Below are 20,947 nucleotides of genomic sequence, written 5' to 3' on the forward strand. Positions count from 1 at the left end.
TTTTTAGTAACCCTCAGCAAACGTATGACAGGATGTATGAGTGGTGTCTGCATCAAACGTCGGTGCTCTGCACGGCAGTTTGCTCGCGGCACTGGGCACCGCGATCGTTTCCGGGGAGTACGGGGCGGGCCAGGTCATCACCCTCGACGGGGTCAGCGCCAAGCACGGTATGTCGCGCAGCGTCGTCCGCGAGGCGGTCCGCGTGCTGGAGTCGATGGGCATGATCGAGTCCCGACGCCGGGTGGGCATCACCATCCAGCCCGCCGAGAAGTGGAACGTCTTCGATCCTCTCCTGATTCGCTGGCGTCTGGAATCCGGCGATCGAACCGCACAACTGTTGTCGCTGTCAGAGCTACGTCGCGGGTTCGAACCGGCCGCCGCGGCACTCGCGGCGCTGCGGGCTGATCCACACCAATGCCGGATCATGGCCGCGGCGGTTTCGGACATGGTGGTGCACGGACGGTCGGGCGATCTGGACTCGTATCTGTTGGCCGACAAGATCTTTCACCAGACAATGCTGGAGGCCAGCGGCAACGAGATGTTCCGGGCGCTCAACGGCGTGGTGTCTGAGGTGCTCACCGGCCGCACCCACCACGGGATGATGCCGGAGACGCCGAATCCCGCCGCCATCGCGCTGCATGACGAGGTCGCGCGCGCCATTCGGATGCGCGATGAAGCGGCGGCCGAAAGGGCGATGCGCGCGATCATCGACGAGGCGGCTTCCGCGGTGATCGAGGAGTTTTAACACCCCCGCGGGCCTAGTGGTTAACTGACGAAAATGGACAGGCAACCGAGACTGGCGCGGCGTTTCTTCGATCGACTCGAACCGGTACATGCCGTGACGTATTTCGCCCCGGAGTCCCGTGCCGCCCTCGACGGGCTCGGGTTCCGTGGTTTCTGGATGGGCTACTTCGCGGCCCGATCGGCGCCGTTCGGCGTCGTCCCGACTGAAGTCGTGACCGCGGCGTTTTACAACTTCGCTCCCAACCGGGTCGCCAAAGCGCTACCCGCGGCGTGGGAGGTCGCGTCGCCTGCGGATGCGCTGCGCGCCCGCGAACAATCGGCGGTCGAAGCGCTGCGCCGCTACGGAGTCGGTGTCGACGACGAGACGGCCACCGCCGCGGATCTCGCCGCCAAGGCCGCGCGAAACGCTGCCCTGGGCGGTCGCCCGGTGTTCGCCGCCAACCTGGCGCTGGACTGGCCCGACGAACCGGTGGCCAAGCTGTGGCATGCCGTCACACTGCTGCGCGAGCAGCGCGGCGACGGGCACGTGGCCGTGTTGTCATCGCTGGGAATCTCCGGCCGCGAGTGCAACGTCCTGCACGCGGCGGCGGGCCGTGTGCCCAAGGAGTTCATCATGCGCAGCCGCGACTACGACGACGACCAATGGGGCTTCTACCGCGACCGGCTGGTCCACAGGGGCGTGCTCGACGACAACGACGAACTCACCGCGGCGGGCAGCGAGCTCAAACAGCGCATCGAGGACACCACCGACGCGCTGGCCCTCGGCGCTCTCGACGCGCTCGACGATGACGAGGTCGAGCTGCTGTTTCGCAGCCTGACGCCGATCACCCGAAAGGTGGTGGCCGCAGGCGACGTTCCCGCGGCGACCCCGATGGGCCTGAGCCGAGACGACCTCGACGACGACAGCGCCCATTTGAGTTGAGATTTCGGCGTGCTCAGTCACGCTGAGCGTGACCCAGCACGCCGAAATCACGTGTTTGGCGGCAGGATGACAGTCGTGGTGGTGCTGAAATCGATCGCATTGTTCGTCCTGGCCGCGCTGCTCGAGATCGGCGGAGCGTGGCTCGTCTGGCAGGGCGTCCGCGAACACCGCGGACTGGCGTGGATCGGCGCCGGCGTCATCGCGCTGGGTGCGTACGGGTTCGTCGCGGCGTTTCAGCCCGATCCGCATTTCGGGCGGGTCCTCGCCGCGTACGGGGGTGTCTTCATTGCCGGCTCGTTGTTGTGGGGCATGGTCGCCGACGGCTTCCGTCCCGATCGTTGGGATGTGACGGGCGCTGTCATCGCGCTCGTCGGGGTCGGGATCGTCATGTACGGGCCGCGCTGAGTGCACGGGCGCGAATCAGGGGTTGTTGCGGTTCCACTCCACCCAGCCGACACCGGTGCGGCCGTCGGCGGTGGTGACCGTCGCCCACGCGCGCGGGAAGTGACTGGTGCGTCCGTCGGGTGACGTGAGAAGGACCGGTGCGTGTCCGCGAATGTCGATGGTCGCGACGAGGTCACCCGGGTTGAACGCGATTGTGGTCGACGCCGGAAGATCGTTGTCGGAGAACGTCTCCTGCGCGGCGACCTGCTGTAGCTCGACGAGCGGCTCACCCGAGCGTTGCGTGTAGCCGATACCGATCGGAGGGGCGCCCGGTATCCGTAGGTCGACGCCGTGGACGTGGGTGCCGTCGTCGAGATGCAGTGCGCTCCACACCCAGTCCATCGACCACCAGTCGCGTACACCCCACGAGTGGTCGCGCTGCCCGGGCACGGCGTTCACCGTGTACTCGCGACCGTCGACGGTCACGGTGCCCGACACCGTGCACGGGATCTCGTAACGCGGGGTGATGCGGTACTGGTACGGGACACCAACCGTCGTCCACACCAGTTCCATCGTCGCCTCGACTGTCCTGCCCGACTCTCCATGCAGCAGCGCGGCGGGATCGTCGTACGCCTGACCGGTTCCGCGCACCGTCACCATGTAGGTCCGCAACGGCTCGGTGGCGTCGAGGGACAGTTCGATCTCGCCGGTGTTCTCGAAATCGAGCATTGCGACGGTCGGCATATCCGGTCCGCAGAGCAGCGCGTTGACCCAGGTGGTGTTCTCGTTGGGCATCAGACCCAGCCGCACCCATCCGCCGATTCCCTGCTGCGGATCGGCGAAGTCGAAATACCAGCTCTCGCTCCATAGCGGCTCGTCGCCCGGGGTGTGCGCCTGTTCGTCGGCGGGATCCGGTGTGAGTGGTTGCACCGCAACAGGTTCCGGGAGAGTATCCAGTGCACCGGTGTCGAGCACGTGGTCGCCGTGCCGCGCCAGCATCGTCATGAACATCTCGTCGCCGCGGTCGGTGCGCTCGACGAGCATCGAGCTCACGATCGCCATCATCACGCCGAAGAAGCTCTGCCGCCGCACGCCGTCACGGACATCGTCGAGCGAGATTTCCGTGTTGGAGCCGAGTGCCTCGTGGTAGGTGCGCAGCAGGGCGTCATAGTTGTCGCGGCGAAGCTCGCTGGGTAGCGCGCAGCCGAGGAAGTAGGCCACGTCGGTCATGGCCGGACCCCAGGTGACGGTCTGCCAATCGACCACCGTCAACGGACGGTCCGCTCCCGCCTCGCCAAAAAGCATGTTGTCCAGCCGGTAGTCGCCGTGGACGAGGCCCATGATCCGGTCGCCGGCACCCTCGGCCTCAAGGTAGGCATCGAAGCTCTCGACGAGGCGCTCGCACACCGCGCGGTGCCTGGGCGCGATCTGATCGCTGTACCGGTCGACGAATCCGGCGTACAGCTGGGCGATGAGCGCCTGGTTCATCGGCGCATCGCGGTTGAGCCAGTCCGCCTGCGCCATCGACGTGTCGCCGAATGCGGGCGCGTGCAATCGGGCCAGCTCGGCCAGCGCCAGCATGGCCTGTTCGATTGTCGCGCCACGCAGTTCGTCGCCGACGACGGCGGGGCCCGCGTCACCGAGCAAGAGGTGGAAGGCGCCGGTATCAGGTTCGAAGCCGGACGAATAGCAGGCGGCTACCGGGCCTGCGCCGATGTTCGGCGCGATGTCGGTGTAGAAGCGCACCTCACGCTCGTACAGTCCGAGCGCAAGCCCGGTCTGCCTGCTCACCGGATCGGTCGCCGCCACCTTCAGCACGACCGACGACGGCCCGGCGTCACCGGATGGGCGGGTCAGCTCGACGCGGTAGCACTCGCTCATCTGCCCCGTGCCGATGCGTTCGAACGCGAAGTCTGTGACGGGCACGCCGAGTGCGGAACTCAACCACTCGGCAGTCAGATCCGACGGCCGCTCCACCACGTCAGTGCGCTGCACTGGTCGATGTGGTGTGGCACATATCGGGCGGAGTCCCGACAACGTCCAGCGAGGGATTGCGGTCGAAGAACCCGAACGGCTTGAGCCAGAACGACACGATGTCGACGGGCATCACCGGCCAGTCCTCGGGCCGGGTGATGTGATGGATCCCGAACACGTACCACATCACGACGTCGGTGTTCTCGATGGAACGGTTAGCCAGCGTCCACTGCGCAAGGCCGGTGTCGGTCGAGGACTGGTTGACGAATTCACCTGCAGGCCAACGTTCGTCGGGATGGTTCGGGGTCACCCACAGAGTATGGCCGATGACGCTTGCCCGCTCGATCACGGGTGAGTCGGGATCGAACATGGGTGGGATCGCCCCGCTCGGCACCAACTTGTACGACGGGTGGGTGCCCAGCCCGTTGACGACGTTGGGGTTGACGATCTTCCAGGTGCGCTGCGTCGCGAAGTTGACTAGCTGCTTGCCCTGGCTCTCGGTGCGCAGTGGATGGCTGCGCGTCACCACCGACAGGCCGTACGGATTCTCCGGACCCATCGGCTCGGCATGCGATTCGGTCATGCAGACGGTGTTGTCGGTGCCGTCGATGTCCATGTCGAGCCGGGCCACCAGGAAGTGCTGGTGGTACGGCGCGTAGGTCCGCTCGTCGACCAGGGTTCCGTTGGGATGCGGCTGTCCGGGAGCCACCGGAGTGGTCACCATGATTCCGGTGGCCCGGATCTCGCACTCGATGTTGCCGTCCTGGTAGAACCGCCAGTAGATCAGGTACTCGTAGTTGGCGACGGTCACGTGCGACGACACCGTGAGCCTGCGCATCCGGCGCACCTCGGCGCCGATGTCGTGATCGACGTGCTTCCACAGCACGGCGTTGTCCTCTTCGTGGATGCAGACGGCGTTCGTGATCGTGTACGGCTCGCCCTTGCTGTTGTGCAGCACCGCATCGAGGTAGCGGATCTCCCCCAGGCAGTCGCACCCCAACTCCAGCGACGTGGTCATGAACCCGAGGCCCCACTCGCCGATGTCGAAGGCGGTGCGCCGGTAGTGGTCCTCCGACGAGTCGCGGTACGGCACGATCATCTCGGCAAGCGATATCCGGTGCGCCACAGAGCGTTCCCGGTCACCGTCGCGGTAGCTGATGGTGTGGAGCGTCATCCCTTCGCGGTGGTTGAAGCCGATGCGCAGAGACCAGTTCTGCCACTGCAGCAGGTTGCCGTCGAGGACGAACGACGGCCCCTCGGGCTGCTCGATGTGCAGCGGCTTCAGTGGCTCTCTGCGCGACGCCGCCCGGATGGCCTCGGGGATCATGCTCGGGACGTATTCGCCCATCACGTCGGGCTTGTCGACACCCTCCCCAGAAAAAGGACCACTGTCCTCGACGCGCAGCAGCTCCATGGCGTTCAGGTCGATGACGCAGTGCAATCCGCTGAGCAGATTCGCATACGGACTTCCGCCCGCGGCGTCCCTCATCCAGGTGTCCGACCACCCGATCCGCCGGTCGCGGTACTCCGGCGGCGCGACGGCGTTGCCGTAGGTCCAGGTGTCGAAGAACACGAGATCCATGTCCGTGACGCCGCGCTTGCGCAATGCGGCCGCGACGTCGGGATGCCCCCGCAACAGCCGGTCGCACTCGGCGAACTCGTCGACGGTGAAATTGGCCTGCACCCCGGGTATGTGCTCGAAGGTCTCCACCCGGTCGTCGGTCAGCGACACGGTGGTCTTGTACGTCGCGTTGGCGGAACGCTGAAAGCACGTCGCCCTCGCGCGTCGCGGTGGCCGCGCTCCCCCTGCGTCGAACGCGCGCAACTCGTCCTTGCCCGGTTCGATCAATTCGATGGACGCGTACCTCCAACCGAGGTCGGATGTCGCCGGCGGGCCGGCTCCGGCGCCGACTCCGTGCTCACGTTGCAGGATCGATACGACCGCCGTGAACTCGTCGCCGCTGAGCGGATCCAGGGGGTACACCACGGGGATCACGCAACCATATCGGCGGTCCGACGCGCAGCGGTTTGAAGCAGCGCAACGGATTCAGCGGCCTGCCAGGGTGAAGCCCTCCCACGCCTCCCGCCGGGATGCGTGCGGGTCGTACTCGACGCGGGGCCTGCGGTCGAAGACGCGCACCGCCCGCTCGGGGTTGGCGTAGGCGGGCCAGTCCTCGCCGGGGACCCCGGTCTGGGCGAACGCACGCCAGCGCGACTGGATGTCGTCGCTGACGCGCAGGGCCCCCTTGCGATCCGCGGCGGCGGTCAGCAGCTTTCCGAAAGTTGTTCGGTAGACGTCGAACACCGCCAGCAACTCCGTCGCGTGCGTGGCACCAAGACCCGACCACCGCAACGTGCGGGGCGCGTAGTCGTAGCGGTAGAGGTAGGTCGGAGCGTGTCGGCTGTGCGCCTCGGCGATCTGCCACGCCGCCGCTCCGAACGCGAAGTCCCCGCCGAACTGAATACATGCCGCCGGGTCGGGATATCCGGGATATGCCGAGGTGATGCGTTCGCGCTCAGCGGGTTCCGTTCCGGAGAGCAGCCGCTCGATCATCGGTTCGTTCATGGGCAGCAGTTTGAGGAACCGGCCGAACAGCCGGGCCTCGTCGGCGTTGGTGCCCACGATGAGCGGCACCTGGTGGGCGTGCCCGTCGCGCATCGCCTCGACGGGGTCGAGCGGCAGGTACTCGGTGCCGGCGGTGGGGCCTGCCGCGAAGGCGCCCAGCATCTCGCGCTGGCCCGCGACGATGAGCCGCTCGAACGCGGTCACCAGTTCCGTGGGCCTGGCGGCCATCACGGCTGCCGCACCATCGGCCTCGCCGTCGGCGACAAGCTCGGCGAACGTGGTGGCGTAGTCCGCCGCGATCTCGGGTGTGCGCACCATCCCGGCGGCGGGGCTCTCGGAAATGGCCTGGGCGAACAGGCCTTTAGCGGCGGGAACCGCCAGCAGCGTGGCCACCGCGTGGGCGCCTGCGCTCTCGCCGAAGATCGTCACGTTCTCCGGGTCGCCGCCGAAGACCGCAATGTTCTCGCGAACCCAGCGAAGTGCCATCACCAGGTCGCGCAGATACAGGTTGTCGTCGAAGGTGTGGTCCTCGTCCGACAGCGACGACAGGTCGAGACAACCGAGTGCGCCCAGCCGGTAGTTGACCGACACGTACACACAGCCCTGCCGCGCAAGCGCCGCACCGTCGTAGATCGGCGTCGCCGAACTCCCCATGAAGTAGCCGCCGCCGTGGATGAACACCATGACCGGCAACGACGTGTCGGGCGGCGTGGTGGGGGCCACGACGTTGAGCGTCAGGCAGTCCTCGCTCATCGGCTGGTACTTGCCGGGGGCGAGGATCGTGTACATGCGCTGCTGCGGCGCGCAGTATCCGACTCCGTGGCAGTACCGCACACCTGGCCATGCCTGGACGGGTTGCGGTGCGCGCAGTCGTAGCTGGCCCACCGGTGGACGGGCGTACGGAATGGCGCGCCAACGATTGACCCCGTCGCGGGTGAAGCCCTCGACGGTGCCGGAGGTGATGTTTGCGCGGACCGTATGTTCGTGCATCACCTGACGTTAGCGAATACCACTCGCCGCCGCGCCTGGACAGCTTCGGCGCGTCGGCCCGCTAGCCTGGCCGGTATGCGAATGGCCGGGCTGATCGCGATCTTGTTGCTGGTAGCGGGGTGTTCATCGTCGACGGACGGGGAGGCCGAGCGGATCACGCCGATACCGCCCAACACCAACAGGCCGTCGTCGAGCACGACTCCGTCGAAGGCGCCACCGACCACGCCGCCGGTTCCCGGCGCGCCGATGGCCGACGTCATCGCATGGATCGAGGCAGGCAAGACGGTCGACTCCGCGCAGTATCACGTCGCCATGCGCGACGGGACGAGCACAGAACTCGGCGAGGATGTTGCGTTCATCACGCCCTCGGGCAAGACCAACTGCATGACCGACTCCAAGTACAGCGCTGGCGCCTTGGCGTGCCTGGTCGACCTCGTCGACCCGCCGCCGCGGCCGGAGGACGCGTACGGAGAGTGGAAGGGCGGTTGGGTCGACTTCGACGGCAAGAGTGTCGCGGTCGGATCTGTGCACGGCGACCCCGGCCGGTTCACGGCGGGCACGGGTCCCGAACTGCCGTACGGCGCGGCGCTCGGCTTCGGCGACTACCAGTGTCGCGTCGACCCGGCCGGCTTGTTCTGCGCCAACCGTGCCCATGGCACCGCGGTGCGCTACAGCGACGAGGGCATCGAACCGTTCGGATGCCTGAAACCCGTCACGGCGCCACCCCAGATCGGCGAGATGTTCAGCTGCTGACCAGACGGTCGTGCGCCGGGTAGGCGTGCACGACCACCGAACTGAGCTGCGGAATCGCATGCGCGAGTTCATGTTCGGCGGCGTGAGCGATGGCATGCGCATCGGCCAGACTCAGCGACGGATCGACGTCGAGTTCGGTGTCGGCCTCGAGCCGATGCCCCGACCACCTCATCCGCAGCCGCCGGACGCCGCGTACGCCCGGCTGGCCCGACAGCACGGCGCGTGCGGTGTCGACGTATTCCGGATCAATACGGTCCAGCAGCCTGCCGAACACATCCCGCGCCGCGACGATCAGCACGACGCCGATGGCGCCGGCGATCACCAATCCGACGATCGGGTCTGCCACCGGATAGCCCAACGCCACTCCGACCGCGCCGGCCACCACGGCCAACGAAGTCAAACCGTCTGCGCGAGCATGCATTCCATCGGCGCGCAGTGCCGCCGACCCGATCCGGTGCCCGACTCGAATGCGGTACACCGCGACCACCTCGTTGCCGATGAAGCCGACGATGCCGGCCGCGACCACCCAGCTCAGATGGCTGAGCGGCACCGGGTTGATGAGCCGGCGCACGGCTTCGACGGCCGCAACGAGCGCGGAGATCGCGATGGCCGCCACCACGAACAGCCCCGCCAAGTCCTCCACCCGACCGAATCCGTAGGTGTAGCGCCGGGTCGCGGCGCGCCGGCTCATCGCGAATGCGATCCACAGCGGCACTGCCGTCAGGGCGTCGGAGAAGTTGTGCACGGTGTCGGCGAACAGCGCGACCGATCCCGACACGACGACGATCGCCAACTGGACGGCCGCGGTGATGCCGAGGAGAACGAGACTGATCTTGACCGCGCGAATGCCCGCGGCGCTGTCCCGCAACGCGCTGTCGACGCGGTCCGTGTGATCGTGAGAATGCCCGACACCCACTACCCCACCCCCCTGTCGTGCAATACCCGCAGCTCGCCCTCGTCCAGGTGGTGCGCGGGCACCCCGCCCGTCGCATGTTCGGCGTTATGCACCGCGTCGGTGACGAGCTGGCGGACGTGATCGTTCTCGAGGCGGTAGAACACCTGGGTGCCCTCGCGACGGGGGCGGACCAGGTGCGCCATCCGCAGCTTGGCGAGGTGCTGCGACACCGATGGCGCCGGTTTGGCGACTCGTGACGCCAGGTCGTTGACGGACATCTCGCGGTCCGCCAACGCCCACAGCAGCTGCACACGGGTTGCGTCGGCCAGCATCCTGAACACCTCGACGACCAGGTCGGCCTGGTCCTCGGCCAGCCGGCGCCCGCAGACTTGCTTATCTGCATTCATATGCAGATAGTAGCGCAGCTACGCGACACCCTTCTGTTTCAGAATCGGCAGCACACCCTCGGCGAACCAGTAAGCCTCCTCCAGGTGCGGGTAGCCCGAGAGGATGAACTCGTCGAAGCCCACGGAGTGGTACTCGTAGATCAGGTTCGCGACTTCCTCGTGGCTGCCGACCAGTGCCGTGCCTGCTCCACCGCGAACCAGCCCGACGCCGGCCCACAGGTTGGGATAGATCTCCAGGCTGTCCACGCGACCGCCGTGCAGAGCGGTCATCCGTCGCTGTCCCTCGGATTCCGATTTGGCATGCAGCTCAGTCTGTTTGGCGATCTGCTCGGGGCTGAGTTCGGCAAGTAGTTCATCGGCAACCGCCCATGCCGCCGCCGAGGTGTCCCGGCTGATGGTGTGCAACCGGATACCGAAACGCACTTTGCGGCCGCGTTCCTCGGCGAGCTTGCGGACCTGTTCGATCTTGGCCGCCGCCGCCTGTGGCGGCTCGCCCCACGTCAGGTACACGTCGACGTACTCGGCGGCGATCGGCAGCGCCGCCGCAGACGAACCGCCAAAATAGCTCTGCGGCAATGGATCCGGCGCAGCCGACACTCGCGCATCCTTCACCGTGTAGTGCTTGCCCTCGAAGTCGAGCGACTCCTGGCGCCACAGTGTGTTGACGATATGCAGGAATTCCCCCGTCCGGGCGTAACGCTCGTCGTGGCCGAGCCAGTCACCGAACCGGCGCTGCTCGACATCGTCACCGCCGCTCACGATGTTGAGGAGGACCCGACCCTCGGAGAAGCGCTGAAGCGTGGCGGCCTGTTGTGCGGCCAGGGTCGGCGGAACCAGTCCGGGCCGGAATGCGACAAGGAACTTGAGGCGTTCGGTTTCGGCGAGCAGCGCCGACGCCGTCAACCACGCGTCCTCACACCACGTACCTGTCGGCGTCAGCACACCCTCGAACCCGAGCCGGTCGGCCGCCCGCGCCACCTCGGCGAGGTATCTGCGCGTCGGTGCACGGTAGTTGGCGGGCACGGTGTGGCCCGACGACGCGTGCGATGCGCCGACGATGGATCTGCTGTCGCCGTTGGTGGGCAGGAACCAGAAGAATTTGGCTGTCGATTGGGGCTGTTCTGTCATGTCGAACTCGATCCTAACTACGGTTGAGGTAAAGGGGCGCAAGCACTTCGCTGTAGCGGGTATCCACCCAGTTCTTGAATTCGGGTGCGTCGGAGATCTGTTTTGATTCGGCGAACAGGTCGGCCAACTCCTGTTCGGATGCCATGAGCTGATCGGATAGATCGGTGGGCAACCGTAGGCTGCGACCCTGCGCGGCGGCCGCGACGGCGGGATCCAGACCCACTGAGGCGGCGTAACTCTGCGCCCATCTCTCGGGATTGTCCTGTGCCCATCGCACCGCTTTCGCATACCGCACCAGAAGGTCACTCAAAGCGGTGTTGCGTTTCGGATCCGCCAGCGCGGTATCGAATGCGACGCCGAAACCGGCGCCGTTGGTGACACCCGTCGCCTGGGCGATGCTGCGCACCGGGATGTCCGCCTCTGCTTGGGCGGTGTAGGGGTCCCAGATCGCCCAGGCGTCGACCTGCCGTTGACGGAAGGCGCCCAGCGCGTCGGCGGGCTGCAGGAAGACCAGCTCGACGTCCGACGGCGACAACCCGGCGCGTTGCAGCTGCGCCAGTATGTTGCCGTGCGCGGAGCTGCCCTTACCGACGGCGATCTTCTTGCCGCGGAGATCGGATACCGAGCGGATCGGCGAATCAGCTTGGACCAGTACCTTGTCGCCCCTGCCGCTTCCGTCGTATGCCGACACGACCTTCACCTTCGCGTTGGATGCGGCGCCGAAGATCGGAGGTGTGTTTCCGGTGACCGCGAAGTCGATCTTGCCCGCGGTGGCCGCCTCGATCTGGGGCGGTCCGGAGGTGAACGTCGAGAAGGCGATCTTGTACGGCAGGTCGTCGAGCGCCCCCGCCGCCCGCAGCAGCGCCTCGGTGCCGCCCTTCTGATCGCCCACGTTGAGCGTCAGGTCCGACAACTCCGAAAGGGCAACCGTCGCAGGCACTTCGGAAGCACCGGAGCTCTCCTGACGAGAAACACATCCCGCGAGCAGCAGGGCGAGTAGGGCGGTGACGACAGCGAGTTTTCGCATGGAAATCCTTTCGGAGAGGTCAGATCCGCACACCGAGCTGATCGAGCAGCTCGGCGCGATAGAGCTCAGCGTTGGTGGACTGCCGCGGGTCGCCGATCTCCAGCGTGTGGGTGACTCGGCCGTCGTCGAGGACGAGAACCCGATCGGCGAGTGCGATGGCTTCATCCACGTCGTGGGTGACGAGCAGGACGCCGAAGCCGTGCTCTCGCCACAGGTCCAGCAGCAGTGCCCGCATGCTCAACCTGGTCAGGGCGTCCAGCGCGCCGAAGGGCTCGTCGAGCAGCAGCAGCTCGGGCTCGGCCACCAGCGCGCGTGCCAACGAAACACGTTGCGCCTGGCCACCGGACAGCGTCAGCGGCCACACGTCGGCGCGGTCGGCAAGTCCGACATCCGCAAGTGCCTTCTCGGCGCGGGCGTGCGCGGCTGCCTTGGGCAGCCGATTGCGGGTGAGGCCGTAGACGACGTTGGTGCGCACATCGCGCCACGGGAACAGTCGCGGTTCCTGGAACGCAAGTGCGGACGCCCCGACGACCTCACGATGGCCGGTGTGGTCGGGTGACAGGCCTGCGAGCACGCGCAGCACCGTGGACTTGCCGGACCCGCTACGACCGATCAGGGCGACGATCTCGCCGCTGTCGATGCGCACCGAAACGTCGGTCAGGACATGGTGATCGCCGTACCACTTGTTCACCTCTCGCAGTTCGCCTGCGATGTGCGTTGTGCGTGATGCCGTCAGTGTCATGTTCGGTACCTCACTGCTCGTCGTTCCAGTGCGCGGACGATGGCGTCGGTGCCGATCCCCAGGAGTGCGTAGACGATCAGTCCGAAGATGATGATGTCGATCCTCAGAAAGTCGCGAGCGTTGTTGATCATGAAACCGATTCCCTTGTCGGCGTTGATCTGTTCAGCCACGATCAGCGTGAGCCACGCGATCGCCAGCGACTGGCGTAGACCGACGAGGACCTGCGGTGCGGCGCTGGGCACGATGATGGTGCGGAATCGTTGCCAGAACGAGAAGCCGAGCACCTGGGCCGTCTCGAACAACTTCGGATCGACCTGGCGGATCGCCGAGAAGGTGTTCAGATACAGCGGGAAACTGACGCCGAGCGCCACCAGAAGCACCTTGGGAATCTCGCCGATGCCGAACCACAGGATGAACAGCGGAATCAGGCCGAGGTGCGGCAGTGCCCGGACCATCTGCATCGGCGGGTCGACTGTCGCCTCGAACCAGCGGGACAGTCCGACGGCGGTCCCGAGCGCGACGCCGATCAGCCCGCCGAGCAGCAGTCCTTCGACCACTCGAATTCCCGACACCCGCAGCGCGTCGGTCAGCTGTCCGTTCTGTACCACCTCGATGCCGGCCTCGGCGATCAACGACGGCGCAGGAAGCACGTCCTGCGAGATGAGACCCAGTGCGCTGCCCAACTGCCACAGGGCGACAAGCACGATTGGCGATGCCAGCCGGATCAGCCCCCATTTGCGCTGCCGCCATCCGGCATTCGCAGCGCGTATGGGCGCTATCGGCGCCGCCAACTCGGCAGGAGTAGTCACGGTGCGTCGACGCTACGCACGATGCCGCGGTGTCAGTAGGTTTTGATTCGCGATGATGCAAAGACACGGGCCCTGCCGATGTGATTCAGCACACCGGCAGGGCCGTTGGGTAGCAACGATTTTGAGCTGTCAGCCGAGGCGGAAACTTCCGGTGACCAGCGTCGGCGTCACGTCCCTGCCGTTGATCTTGGAGCTCATGCTGCCGTTGGACAGCCGGGTGATCTGCTGAGCCTGCTGGAGTTGGCGCTTGTTGCGGACCTGGGCGCGGAACTGCGCGTCATTGAGCTGCTGCACATCGACCGCGTCGAGAACGGCGCCGTTGATCTGGACGCCGACCGCCGAGCCGTCGTCGCGGAGCACCCAGGAGGCACGTGCACCGTCGAGCTCAGCGGTGTACATCCCGGCCGCACCGGTCGCCGGCTTCGCCGTGAACTGATAGGCCACCCCGTTCATATTGAGGTCGCCCGCGACGTTCCCGCCGTCGAACTCTGCCTGCAACGTGTCGCGGAAGCGCGACTTGATGTCGATGGAACCGTCGGTCTGGTTGCCGAAGAACCATGCCTCGTCGTCGGTTCCGTTGCAGGCGTACGCCGCAACCTCGTCTCCCTCGACGGAGATACCGATCGTCATGGTTTTGCCGTCGGCCGCCGTCATATCCGCGATGTACCGCGCCGACTCCGGGAAGGCGGTGGGCGCGGAGCTGGTGGTTGCTGTCGGTGCCTCTGATGAGGAGGCCGCTTGATTGGATGATCCGCCCGAGCAGGCGGAGAGGGTGCCAAGCGCGACGATCGCGCTGATACCCACGAGCAGGTTGAGAGTGAGTTTCTTCATGTGACCAGCATGGATGGCCGGGCGCGGCGTTACATGAAGAATGTATGGAGATTGCGTGGAGATATGCGCTGGTCGTCGGCATGCGGGTTCACACCGCCAGAAATGCGTGGATCTCGGCGCGGAACACCTGCCACGCCGGTTCGGATGCGGTCAGCAGATGGTTGTTACTGGCAAGAGCCACGAGGCGGGAATCCGGTATCAGGGAAGCCAGCTCCTCGCCGAAACGCAGTGGGACCCGGTGGTCGTCACGCGAATGCATGATCAGCGTCGGGCAGGCGACGTCGCGCGCCAGATCCCTTACATCGATGCGGCCGAACTCCTCGAGGAAACGTACTGCGTTCTCCGGCGAGGTGGTGCGCCGCTGCAGTTGGTCGAAGGCGGCCCAGTCGGCGCGGGTGCCGTCGGGCAGGAACTGCGCAGCGAACACCTGGCGGAACGCCGGATCGTCGCGGCCCCAGCCGACTCGGGCGAGTTCGAGATCGAGCGCCGCGGCCCGCTTTTCATCGTCACCGGACGCGCGCACGGCCCGTCCGCGCGCATACGCACTGCACAACACAAGGCGGCTCACACGCTCGGGATGGCGCGCCGCGTAGGCCACCGCGACCGCGCCGCCCTGAGACACACCGAGTAGCGGGAAGCGTTCCAGACCGAGCGCCTCCACCACCGACTCCAGGTCGGCCACCCAGTCTTCGAAGGTGAAATCTGTTGCATCCCAATCGGATAGGCCACACCCCCGCTCGTCATAACGGATGAAGCGGTGCTTGTCCGACAGATCGCGCACCCAGTGATTCCACACCGGGCTTTCGATGTCGTATCCGAGGTGAGTCATCCAGTTGGCGGCCCGCACCAGCGGCGGGCCCTCCCCCGCCACGGCGTACGCGAGGCGCACACCGTCGTCGGCCCGGCAGAACGCGATGTGCTGGCGCGGCGGCGGTGGCTCGTCGACTGTCACGGGCTCCGGCGGCGCCGGTTCCGGTACGTCCGCGATGAGCGTGCCCACGAACTGGTAGCCGCGCCCGCGAACGGTTCTGATGAGCCGCTGCGATTCGCCGTCATCGCCGATCGCGCGGCGGGCGGCCTTGATGCGACTCGTCAGCGCCGCCTCGGTCACGAAGCGCCCGCCCCACACGGAGTCGAACAGTTCTTCTTTCGACACGAACCGGTCGGCGTTGCTCACCAGCTGGGTCAGCACGTCGAACACCTGGGGTTCGACGCGGATCACCTCGTCGTCGCAGCGCAGTTCGTAGCGTTGGGTGTCCAGCACGAAAGCCCCGAATCGCCACACGCCCGTCGAGGTGGGCAGAGACGCTGAAGACTCGGGTGTTGACAAGGTCACGGCGGGTCCCATCGGGAGGTTTGCAGGTCATCGTAACGACGAGCAACCCCATCCGATGGTTCGAAACTAACGCCAGCCGTCCGCCGCCTTGGCCGCGCGCATCAGCGCGTCGCACAGCTGACGTAACTCAGTCCCGTCCGCACCCTCGTCGACCGCGGTGGACACGTCCTCGGCAGCACATCTGACCTGGTAGACGCGGTCAGCCAATTCTGCGGCCTCATCGGCGGTGAGCACTACGGCGTCCGGTGCCAGTGAGGTGCCCTTGACGATCGAACGCTGCTCATAGGCCCGTTGACGGCACGACTGCCTGCAGTATTGCCTGCGTCTGCCCATACCGGCATCAGCGACCTCACGACCGCACCAGCGGCAGGGTTGAGAACGCAGACGACGTACCACGGACCGACTGTAAACCGACGCGAGCGGGAATCCCGGTATCATGAAGGGTCGAGTCGGGAACTGCGCGTCACGTCGCTGCGTTGATTCCCCGGATGACTTGCAATGATTTGAGGAGAGCTGACCATGGCTGATCGCGTCTTGAGAGGCAGTCGCCTCGGGGCTGTGAGCTACGAGACCGACCGCAACCACGATCTGGCGCCGCGTCAGGTTGCTCGTTACCGGACCGACAATGGCGAGGAATTCGACGTCCCGTTCGCCGACGACGCCGAGATCCCCCACGCCTGGCTGTGCCGCAACGGCATGGAGGGCACCCTGATCGAGGGCGATGCGCCCGAGCCGAAGAAGACAAAGCCGCCGCGCACCCACTGGGACATGCTCCTGGAGCGCCGCTCGGTCGACGAACTCGAGGAGCTGCTCAAGGAGCGCCTCGACATCATCAAGGCTCGCCGCCGAGGCTGACCTAGCGGGTCACGCCGGCGCCGCGGGCCCGATCCAGGCGCCCGCGGACACCCCATTCCGCGACCTTGAACAGTGCTTCGCGGATGTTGGAGCCACTCATCTTGGATTGGCCGAACTCGCGCTCGGTGAAGGTGATCGGTACCTCGACGACGACGAACCCGTTGTTGATGGTGCGCCAGGTCAAGTCGATCTGGAAGCAGTAGCCCTTCGAGTCCACGGCGGACAGGTCGATCTTCTCGAGCACCTCGCGGCGGTACGCGCGGTACCCGGCGGTGATGTCGTGGATGTCGACGCCCAGGAGGATGCGCGAATAGCCGTTTGCGGTGCGGGACAGCAGCATTCGCCGTCGCGGCCAATTGCGGACCTCGCCGCCCTTGACGTATCGCGAACCGATCACCAGGTCCGCGCCGTTGTCGATGCTGTCGAGCAGGCGGTGCAGGTGTTGAGGCGGGTGGCTTCCGTCGGCGTCCATCTCGACCAGGACTGAATACCCGCGCGCCAGGCCCCACTCGAAGCCGGCCAGGTACGCCGCTCCGAGACCGCTCTTGGTGGCGCGGTGCAGCACGTGCACCTGGTCAGGGTCGGCGAGGGCCAGCTCGTTCGCCAACTCGCCGGTGCCGTCCGGGCTGCCGTCGTCGACGACGAGGATGTGCACGTCCGGACAGGCTTCCTGGACGCGTCCAACGATCAACGGCAGGTTTTCCCGCTCGTTGTAGGTGGGGATGATGACCAGCGTGCGCTGGCTTGGGCGTTCCCCCGGGCCCGGGCCCGTCGTCATGTGGCTCCTCTATCTTTCGTCGCCTTTCCTAGCCGACGCACGAAACTCCCATTGTGCAGCATCGCCGCGAGCAGAGCCCCAATGCCAACGGCCGCGAGCAGGCCCTCGACGAGCGGCCCCCACTGCGTCGCGGCTGTGAGCTGGGTTTTCAGCCGGACCTGGGTGTCGAGGTAGGCGGGTTCGAAGAACGCAGTGCGGGCAAGCTCACGTCCGTCCGGAGCGATGACGGCGCTGATACCGGTGGTTCCGGCGACGATGACGTATCGGTTGTGCTCGACGGCCCGCAACCTGGCGAAGGCGAGTTGTTGTTCGCTCATCGCCTCATCGAAGGTGGCGTTGTTGGTCGGGACGGTCAGAATCTGCGCCCCACTGCGCACCGACTCGCGGGTGGCGCGGTCGAAGATCACCTCCCAGCAGGTGGCGACCCCGACGGGCACACCCGCGGCGTGCACCACCCCGTTCCCGCTGCCGGGGACGAAGTAGCCGGCACGGTCGGCGTACGACGACAGGTGCCGGAAGAAACTCCGCCACGGCAGGTACTCGCCGAACGGCTGGATGATCTGCTTGTCGTGACGTTCGGCCGGCCCGGTCTCCGGGTTCCACACGATCACCGAGTTGTTGGCGGCAGGGTTGTCGGCGCTGTAGCCCGGTGCCGCGACCACGCTTCCGACCAGGATCGGCGCGTCGATCGCCGCCGCCGCCGCCGAGATCTCGGCTTTCGCGTCCGGATTGGCCAGCGGATCGATGTCCGAGGAGTTCTCGGGCCAGACGACGAACATCGGCCGCGGCGCCCGGCCCGCGCGCACGTCGTCGGCCAGCCGCATCGTTTCGCGGACATGGTTGTCCAGTACCGCGCGCCGCTGAGCGTTGAACTCCAGGCCGAGTCTGGGCACGTTGCCCTGCACCGCCGCCACCGTGATCGACTGTTCGTCGTCCGCGCCCACCCCGGAGTGCCGGACCTGCGGCCAGGTAAGTGCGGTCAGCAACAGGACGACGGTGATGCACGCGCCCGGGACCACCACCGCGGGCGGCGCCCCCGTCCTGGTCGTGCCGAGACGCCACCACTTGACGATCTCCAGAGCGATCGCGGTCAAACTGGATCCGACCAGCACCACGGCGAACGACAGCAGCGACGCGCCGCCGAACTGCACCACGGACAACATCGGCCCGCCGGTCTGGCCGTACGCCACGACACCCCACGGGAATCCGCCGAAGGGGACGGTCGACTTGAGCCACTCCGACGCCACCCAGAGCCCCGCGAACCACAACGGCCACCCCGGCACCCGTCGGACCACGACCGCCAATGCGCCGAACAAGGCGGGGAACAGTGCCTCGAGCGCCGAAAGGGCGATCCACGGAATCGCGCCGACGAGTCCGCTGATCCACGGCAGCAGCGGCAGATAGAACACCAGCCCGAACAGCAATCCGTAGCCGAATCCGCCAGCAACAGTGGTTGATTCGCGGGTGAGTACCCATGCGAAAAGCGCGAACGCGACGAACGCCAGATACCACCATCCGAACGGCGGGAAGCTCAGGCACAATGCCAGACCGGCGACGATCGCGACGCTCAACTGCGGCAGGCGGTCGAGTACCGCGCGACCGAAACGCTTGGTGCGCGAACTATCGGCCGACGCTGTCGCCGGCGCCTCGGTCTCGTCGTCCGCGTCGTCGTCGACGACATCGGTCTCGTCGATACGCGGACTCACGTCCTCAGCCATGGATGACGACACCCCGGTGGACCGTCTGACGGCAGCGCGGCAATGCGGCGTCGAGTCGTGGAAGCGCGGGCACCCGCGAGCGCGTATCGGTCGACCAGCGCTGCACCGCATCGGCAGGTGCACTCACCTCGAACTCGTCGGCCTCCCACACGGCGTAGCTCGCCGGGGCGCCTGGAACGAGCGTGCCGGTTTCACCGTCCCGGATCCCGGCGGCACGCCAGGCTCCACGGGTCGCGGCGGCAAACGCCGCGCGCGCGGACAGTGCGCTCCCGTGAGTCTGGTGCTGTGTCGCCGCTCGCACCGTCGCCCAGGGATTCATGCTGGTGACGGGGGTGTCTGAGCCGAAAGCGAGGGGCACGCCTTGGGATGCTAGCAGCGCGAAAGGATTCAACGATCCCACGCGTTCGGCGCCGAGACGTTGGGCGTACATGCCGTGCTCGCCGCCCCACAACGCATCGAAGTTGGGCTGCATGCTGGCAATCACACCCCACGCGCCGAGGTCGTGCGCCTGCTGCTCGGTGACCATTTCGAGGTGCTCGAGGCGATGTCCGCAACGGGCAACCGCGGGTGCGCCGAACTCCTCGACGACGGTCGCAAGTGCATCGACCACAGCGCCGACAGCCGCGTCGCCGATCACGTGGAATCCCGCGGTGACGTGCACCTCGGTGCATGCGCGCAGGTGTTCCGCGATGGCCCCGGTGTCGAGATACGAGTTACCGCAACAGTCGGCAGCGTCTGCGTAGGGCTGATGCAGCCATGCGGTGCGTGAGCCCAGCGCGCCGTCGACGAACAGGTCGCCTGCCAGCCCGCGCGCGCCTGTGCGGGCGATCAGATCTCGCGCCTCGGCGGCGGTGCTCACCGCTTCACCCCAGTAGCCGACGACCTCCACGCCGTGCTCGATGCGGCGCACCTCGTCCCAGTCGGCCAGGCCGCCGATGTCGGGCCCCGCACACTCGTGCACCGCGGCGATGCCGAACGCGGCCGCGGCGTCGAGGGCGGCCACCTGGGCGTGCCGCCGCTGCTCGGATGTCAGCCCGTCACGCGCGGCCGCGCGCACCAGGTGATGTGCGTCGCCGGTCAACGGCAGCGCAGCGGAGAAGCCGTGTGCGTCGGCCAGTCCGGGGGCGAGCCGGCGCAGCGTGGTCGAGGCGGCCGCCGAGTGGACGTCGACGCGGGCCAGGTACGTGGGCCTGTCTCCGACGACGCCGTCCACGTCGGCCGTGCTCGGCGGTGTCCGTTCGGGCCAGCCGGATTCGTCCCAGCCGTGTCCCCAGATCGGGCCGGCGTGGGTGCGGGCGAAGTCGCCGAGCAGCTGCAGGCAGTGCCGCAGTGAGGTGGCGGACCGCAGGTCGAGCCCGGTCACGGTCAGGCCGGTCGAGGTGAGGTGGACGTGGCTGTCGACGAAGGCCGGCGCGACGAACGCGCCGTCGAGATCGACGATCTGCGCGTCGGGATACTGTGCGCGTCCCACGTCGTCGCTGCCCAGCCATGCGACGACGCCGTCGCGCACCGCCATTGCGGACGCGTCGGGCATCGCCGGGCTGTGCACCCGGCCGTTCAGCAGGAGGGTCGTCACTTAGTCGGGTTTGGGCTCCACGGCAAGAGGTTCGACGTCCGTTACGTCGATGACCTCGCCGTCAATGTAGTCACCGCGCGGCGCCGGGTACCCCGCGGTGCCTGCCACGGTGATCAGCGGCATGCGGCGCGCGGCCATGGCCCTGACCACCGGACGGGCGGCCGAGCGCGTGGGCGGCAGCAAGAGCAGCGCGCCGATGACGGAGCTGGCCAGGCCGGGGATGGCGACGAGAACGGTGCCGAGCGCGACGAGCACGCTGTCTGCCGCGGCGCCCTGGACGGTCGTCGCGTCCAAACCTGAGCGCAGACGGCGGATGTGCCGCTTGACCTGTGATCCGGCCAGTGCCATGCCGACCAGGAAGGTGGCGAGCAGCAGCAAGACGGTCCAGCCGAAGCCGATCGTCGCTGTCAGCGCGACGACGACCGCGAGCTCGATGACCACGTAGAGGACAAACAACCGCATCGCCATGTGATGGGAACGTTCGGGAAGGGCGCCTGGGTTCCGTAAATTGA

At 66.9% G+C, this 20,947-nt stretch carries 20 protein-coding genes and 1 pseudogene; 5 read left to right on the plus strand and 16 right to left on the minus strand.

What is annotated here, in order from left to right; genetic code table 11:
* Positions 1–40: 40 nt before the first annotated feature.
* From AB4Z42_RS16395 to AB4Z42_RS16405, 3 genes are all read left to right on the plus strand, one after another.
* A complete protein-coding gene (locus AB4Z42_RS16395; protein ID WP_442010252.1) occupies positions 41–745 on the plus strand; it encodes a FadR/GntR family transcriptional regulator in 705 nt (234 codons plus the stop codon).
* Between the two features lie 33 nt (positions 746–778).
* Positions 779–1,666 carry an SCO6745 family protein gene (locus AB4Z42_RS16400; protein ID WP_442010253.1) on the plus strand — a complete coding sequence of 296 codons (888 nt, stop codon included), beginning with the start codon at positions 779–781 and terminating at the stop codon, positions 1,664–1,666.
* Positions 1,667–1,744: 78 nt separating this feature from the next.
* A complete protein-coding gene (locus AB4Z42_RS16405) occupies positions 1,745–2,071 on the plus strand; it encodes a YnfA family protein (RefSeq protein WP_442010505.1) in 327 nt (108 codons plus the stop codon).
* Positions 2,072–2,086: 15 nt separating this feature from the next.
* On the opposite strand, the gene AB4Z42_RS16410 is transcribed toward AB4Z42_RS16405, so the two are convergent.
* From AB4Z42_RS16410 to AB4Z42_RS16420, 3 genes are read right to left on the minus strand one after another with little or no spacing between them, the layout of a single operon-like run.
* Complete coding sequence (locus tag AB4Z42_RS16410; RefSeq protein WP_442010254.1) at positions 2,087–4,045, minus strand: DUF7064 domain-containing protein; 1,959 nt, start codon at positions 4,043–4,045, stop codon at positions 2,087–2,089.
* Complete coding sequence (locus AB4Z42_RS16415; protein WP_442010255.1) at positions 4,032–6,011, minus strand: primary-amine oxidase; 1,980 nt, start codon at positions 6,009–6,011, stop codon at positions 4,032–4,034. Before AB4Z42_RS16415 ends, AB4Z42_RS16410 begins: the two co-directional genes overlap by 14 nt.
* A 60-nt stretch (positions 6,012–6,071) precedes the next feature.
* Positions 6,072–7,580 (minus strand): carboxylesterase/lipase family protein, encoded by a 1,509-nt coding sequence (locus AB4Z42_RS16420; protein ID WP_442010256.1) that lies wholly within the window; start codon positions 7,578–7,580, stop codon positions 6,072–6,074.
* A 75-nt stretch (positions 7,581–7,655) separates the two neighbouring features.
* Here AB4Z42_RS16420 and AB4Z42_RS16425 point away from each other — a divergent pair, with 75 nt between their 5' ends.
* Positions 7,656–8,333: a hypothetical protein gene (locus tag AB4Z42_RS16425; protein WP_442010257.1), complete on the plus strand. Its 678-nt coding sequence runs from the start codon at positions 7,656–7,658 to the stop codon at positions 8,331–8,333.
* Here AB4Z42_RS16425 and AB4Z42_RS16430 read toward each other — a convergent pair.
* The 9 genes from AB4Z42_RS16430 to AB4Z42_RS16470 form a co-directional block, all read right to left on the minus strand.
* Positions 8,323–9,249 (minus strand): cation diffusion facilitator family transporter, encoded by a 927-nt coding sequence (locus AB4Z42_RS16430; RefSeq protein ID WP_442010258.1) that lies wholly within the window; start codon positions 9,247–9,249, stop codon positions 8,323–8,325. The genes AB4Z42_RS16425 and AB4Z42_RS16430 overlap by 11 nt on opposite strands.
* Positions 9,249–9,635: an ArsR/SmtB family transcription factor gene (locus AB4Z42_RS16435; protein ID WP_442010259.1), complete on the minus strand. Its 387-nt coding sequence runs from the start codon at positions 9,633–9,635 to the stop codon at positions 9,249–9,251. Before AB4Z42_RS16435 ends, AB4Z42_RS16430 begins: the two co-directional genes overlap by 1 nt.
* An 18-nt stretch (positions 9,636–9,653) precedes the next feature.
* Positions 9,654–10,763, minus strand: coding sequence for an LLM class flavin-dependent oxidoreductase (locus tag AB4Z42_RS16440; RefSeq protein ID WP_442010260.1), 1,110 nt, complete (start codon positions 10,761–10,763; stop codon positions 9,654–9,656).
* Positions 10,764–10,776: 13 nt separating this feature from the next.
* Positions 10,777–11,790: an ABC transporter substrate-binding protein gene (locus AB4Z42_RS16445; RefSeq protein ID WP_442010261.1), complete on the minus strand. Its 1,014-nt coding sequence runs from the start codon at positions 11,788–11,790 to the stop codon at positions 10,777–10,779.
* A 19-nt stretch (positions 11,791–11,809) separates the two neighbouring features.
* Positions 11,810–12,532: an ABC transporter ATP-binding protein gene (locus tag AB4Z42_RS16450; protein WP_442010262.1), complete on the minus strand. Its 723-nt coding sequence runs from the start codon at positions 12,530–12,532 to the stop codon at positions 11,810–11,812.
* Positions 12,529–13,260 carry an ABC transporter permease gene (locus tag AB4Z42_RS16455; protein ID WP_442010506.1) on the minus strand — a complete coding sequence of 244 codons (732 nt, stop codon included), beginning with the start codon at positions 13,258–13,260 and terminating at the stop codon, positions 12,529–12,531. Before AB4Z42_RS16455 ends, AB4Z42_RS16450 begins: the two co-directional genes overlap by 4 nt.
* Before the next feature lie 210 nt (positions 13,261–13,470).
* The gene (locus AB4Z42_RS16460; RefSeq protein WP_442010263.1) at positions 13,471–14,172 is read right to left on the minus strand and encodes a hypothetical protein; all 702 of its coding nucleotides are present in this window, start codon (positions 14,170–14,172) and stop codon (positions 13,471–13,473) included.
* Positions 14,173–14,260: 88 nt separating this feature from the next.
* Complete coding sequence (locus tag AB4Z42_RS16465) at positions 14,261–15,520, minus strand: alpha/beta fold hydrolase (protein ID WP_442010264.1); 1,260 nt, start codon at positions 15,518–15,520, stop codon at positions 14,261–14,263.
* A gap of 54 nt (positions 15,521–15,574) precedes the next feature.
* Complete coding sequence (locus tag AB4Z42_RS16470) at positions 15,575–15,946, minus strand: hypothetical protein (RefSeq protein ID WP_442010265.1); 372 nt, start codon at positions 15,944–15,946, stop codon at positions 15,575–15,577.
* Between the two features lie 81 nt (positions 15,947–16,027).
* Between AB4Z42_RS16470 and AB4Z42_RS16475 the strand changes: the two genes are divergently transcribed.
* Entirely contained in the window at positions 16,028–16,363 is a 336-nt protein-coding gene (locus AB4Z42_RS16475; RefSeq protein WP_014213284.1) for an RNA polymerase-binding protein RbpA, read from the plus strand.
* A gap of 25 nt (positions 16,364–16,388) precedes the next feature.
* On the opposite strand, the pseudogene AB4Z42_RS16480 reads toward AB4Z42_RS16475, so the two are convergent.
* From AB4Z42_RS16480 to AB4Z42_RS16495, 4 genes and pseudogenes are all read right to left on the minus strand, one after another.
* Positions 16,389–17,150: pseudogene (locus tag AB4Z42_RS16480) on the minus strand (polyprenol monophosphomannose synthase); the annotation flags it as partial.
* Positions 17,138–18,859, minus strand: coding sequence for an apolipoprotein N-acyltransferase (gene lnt / locus AB4Z42_RS16485; RefSeq protein WP_442010266.1), 1,722 nt, complete (start codon positions 18,857–18,859; stop codon positions 17,138–17,140). The pseudogene AB4Z42_RS16480 and the gene lnt, both read right to left, overlap by 13 nt.
* Positions 18,852–20,435, minus strand: a complete 1,584-nt coding sequence (locus tag AB4Z42_RS16490) for an amidohydrolase (protein ID WP_442010267.1) — start codon at positions 20,433–20,435, stop codon at positions 18,852–18,854. Before AB4Z42_RS16490 ends, lnt begins: the two co-directional genes overlap by 8 nt.
* Entirely contained in the window at positions 20,436–20,903 is a 468-nt protein-coding gene (locus AB4Z42_RS16495; protein WP_442010268.1) for an FxsA family protein, read from the minus strand.
* Positions 20,904–20,947 lie beyond the last annotated feature (44 nt).

The organism is Mycobacterium sp. 2YAF39 (assembly GCF_052114565.1).
Classification (GTDB): Bacteria; Actinomycetota; Actinomycetes; order Mycobacteriales; family Mycobacteriaceae; genus Mycobacterium.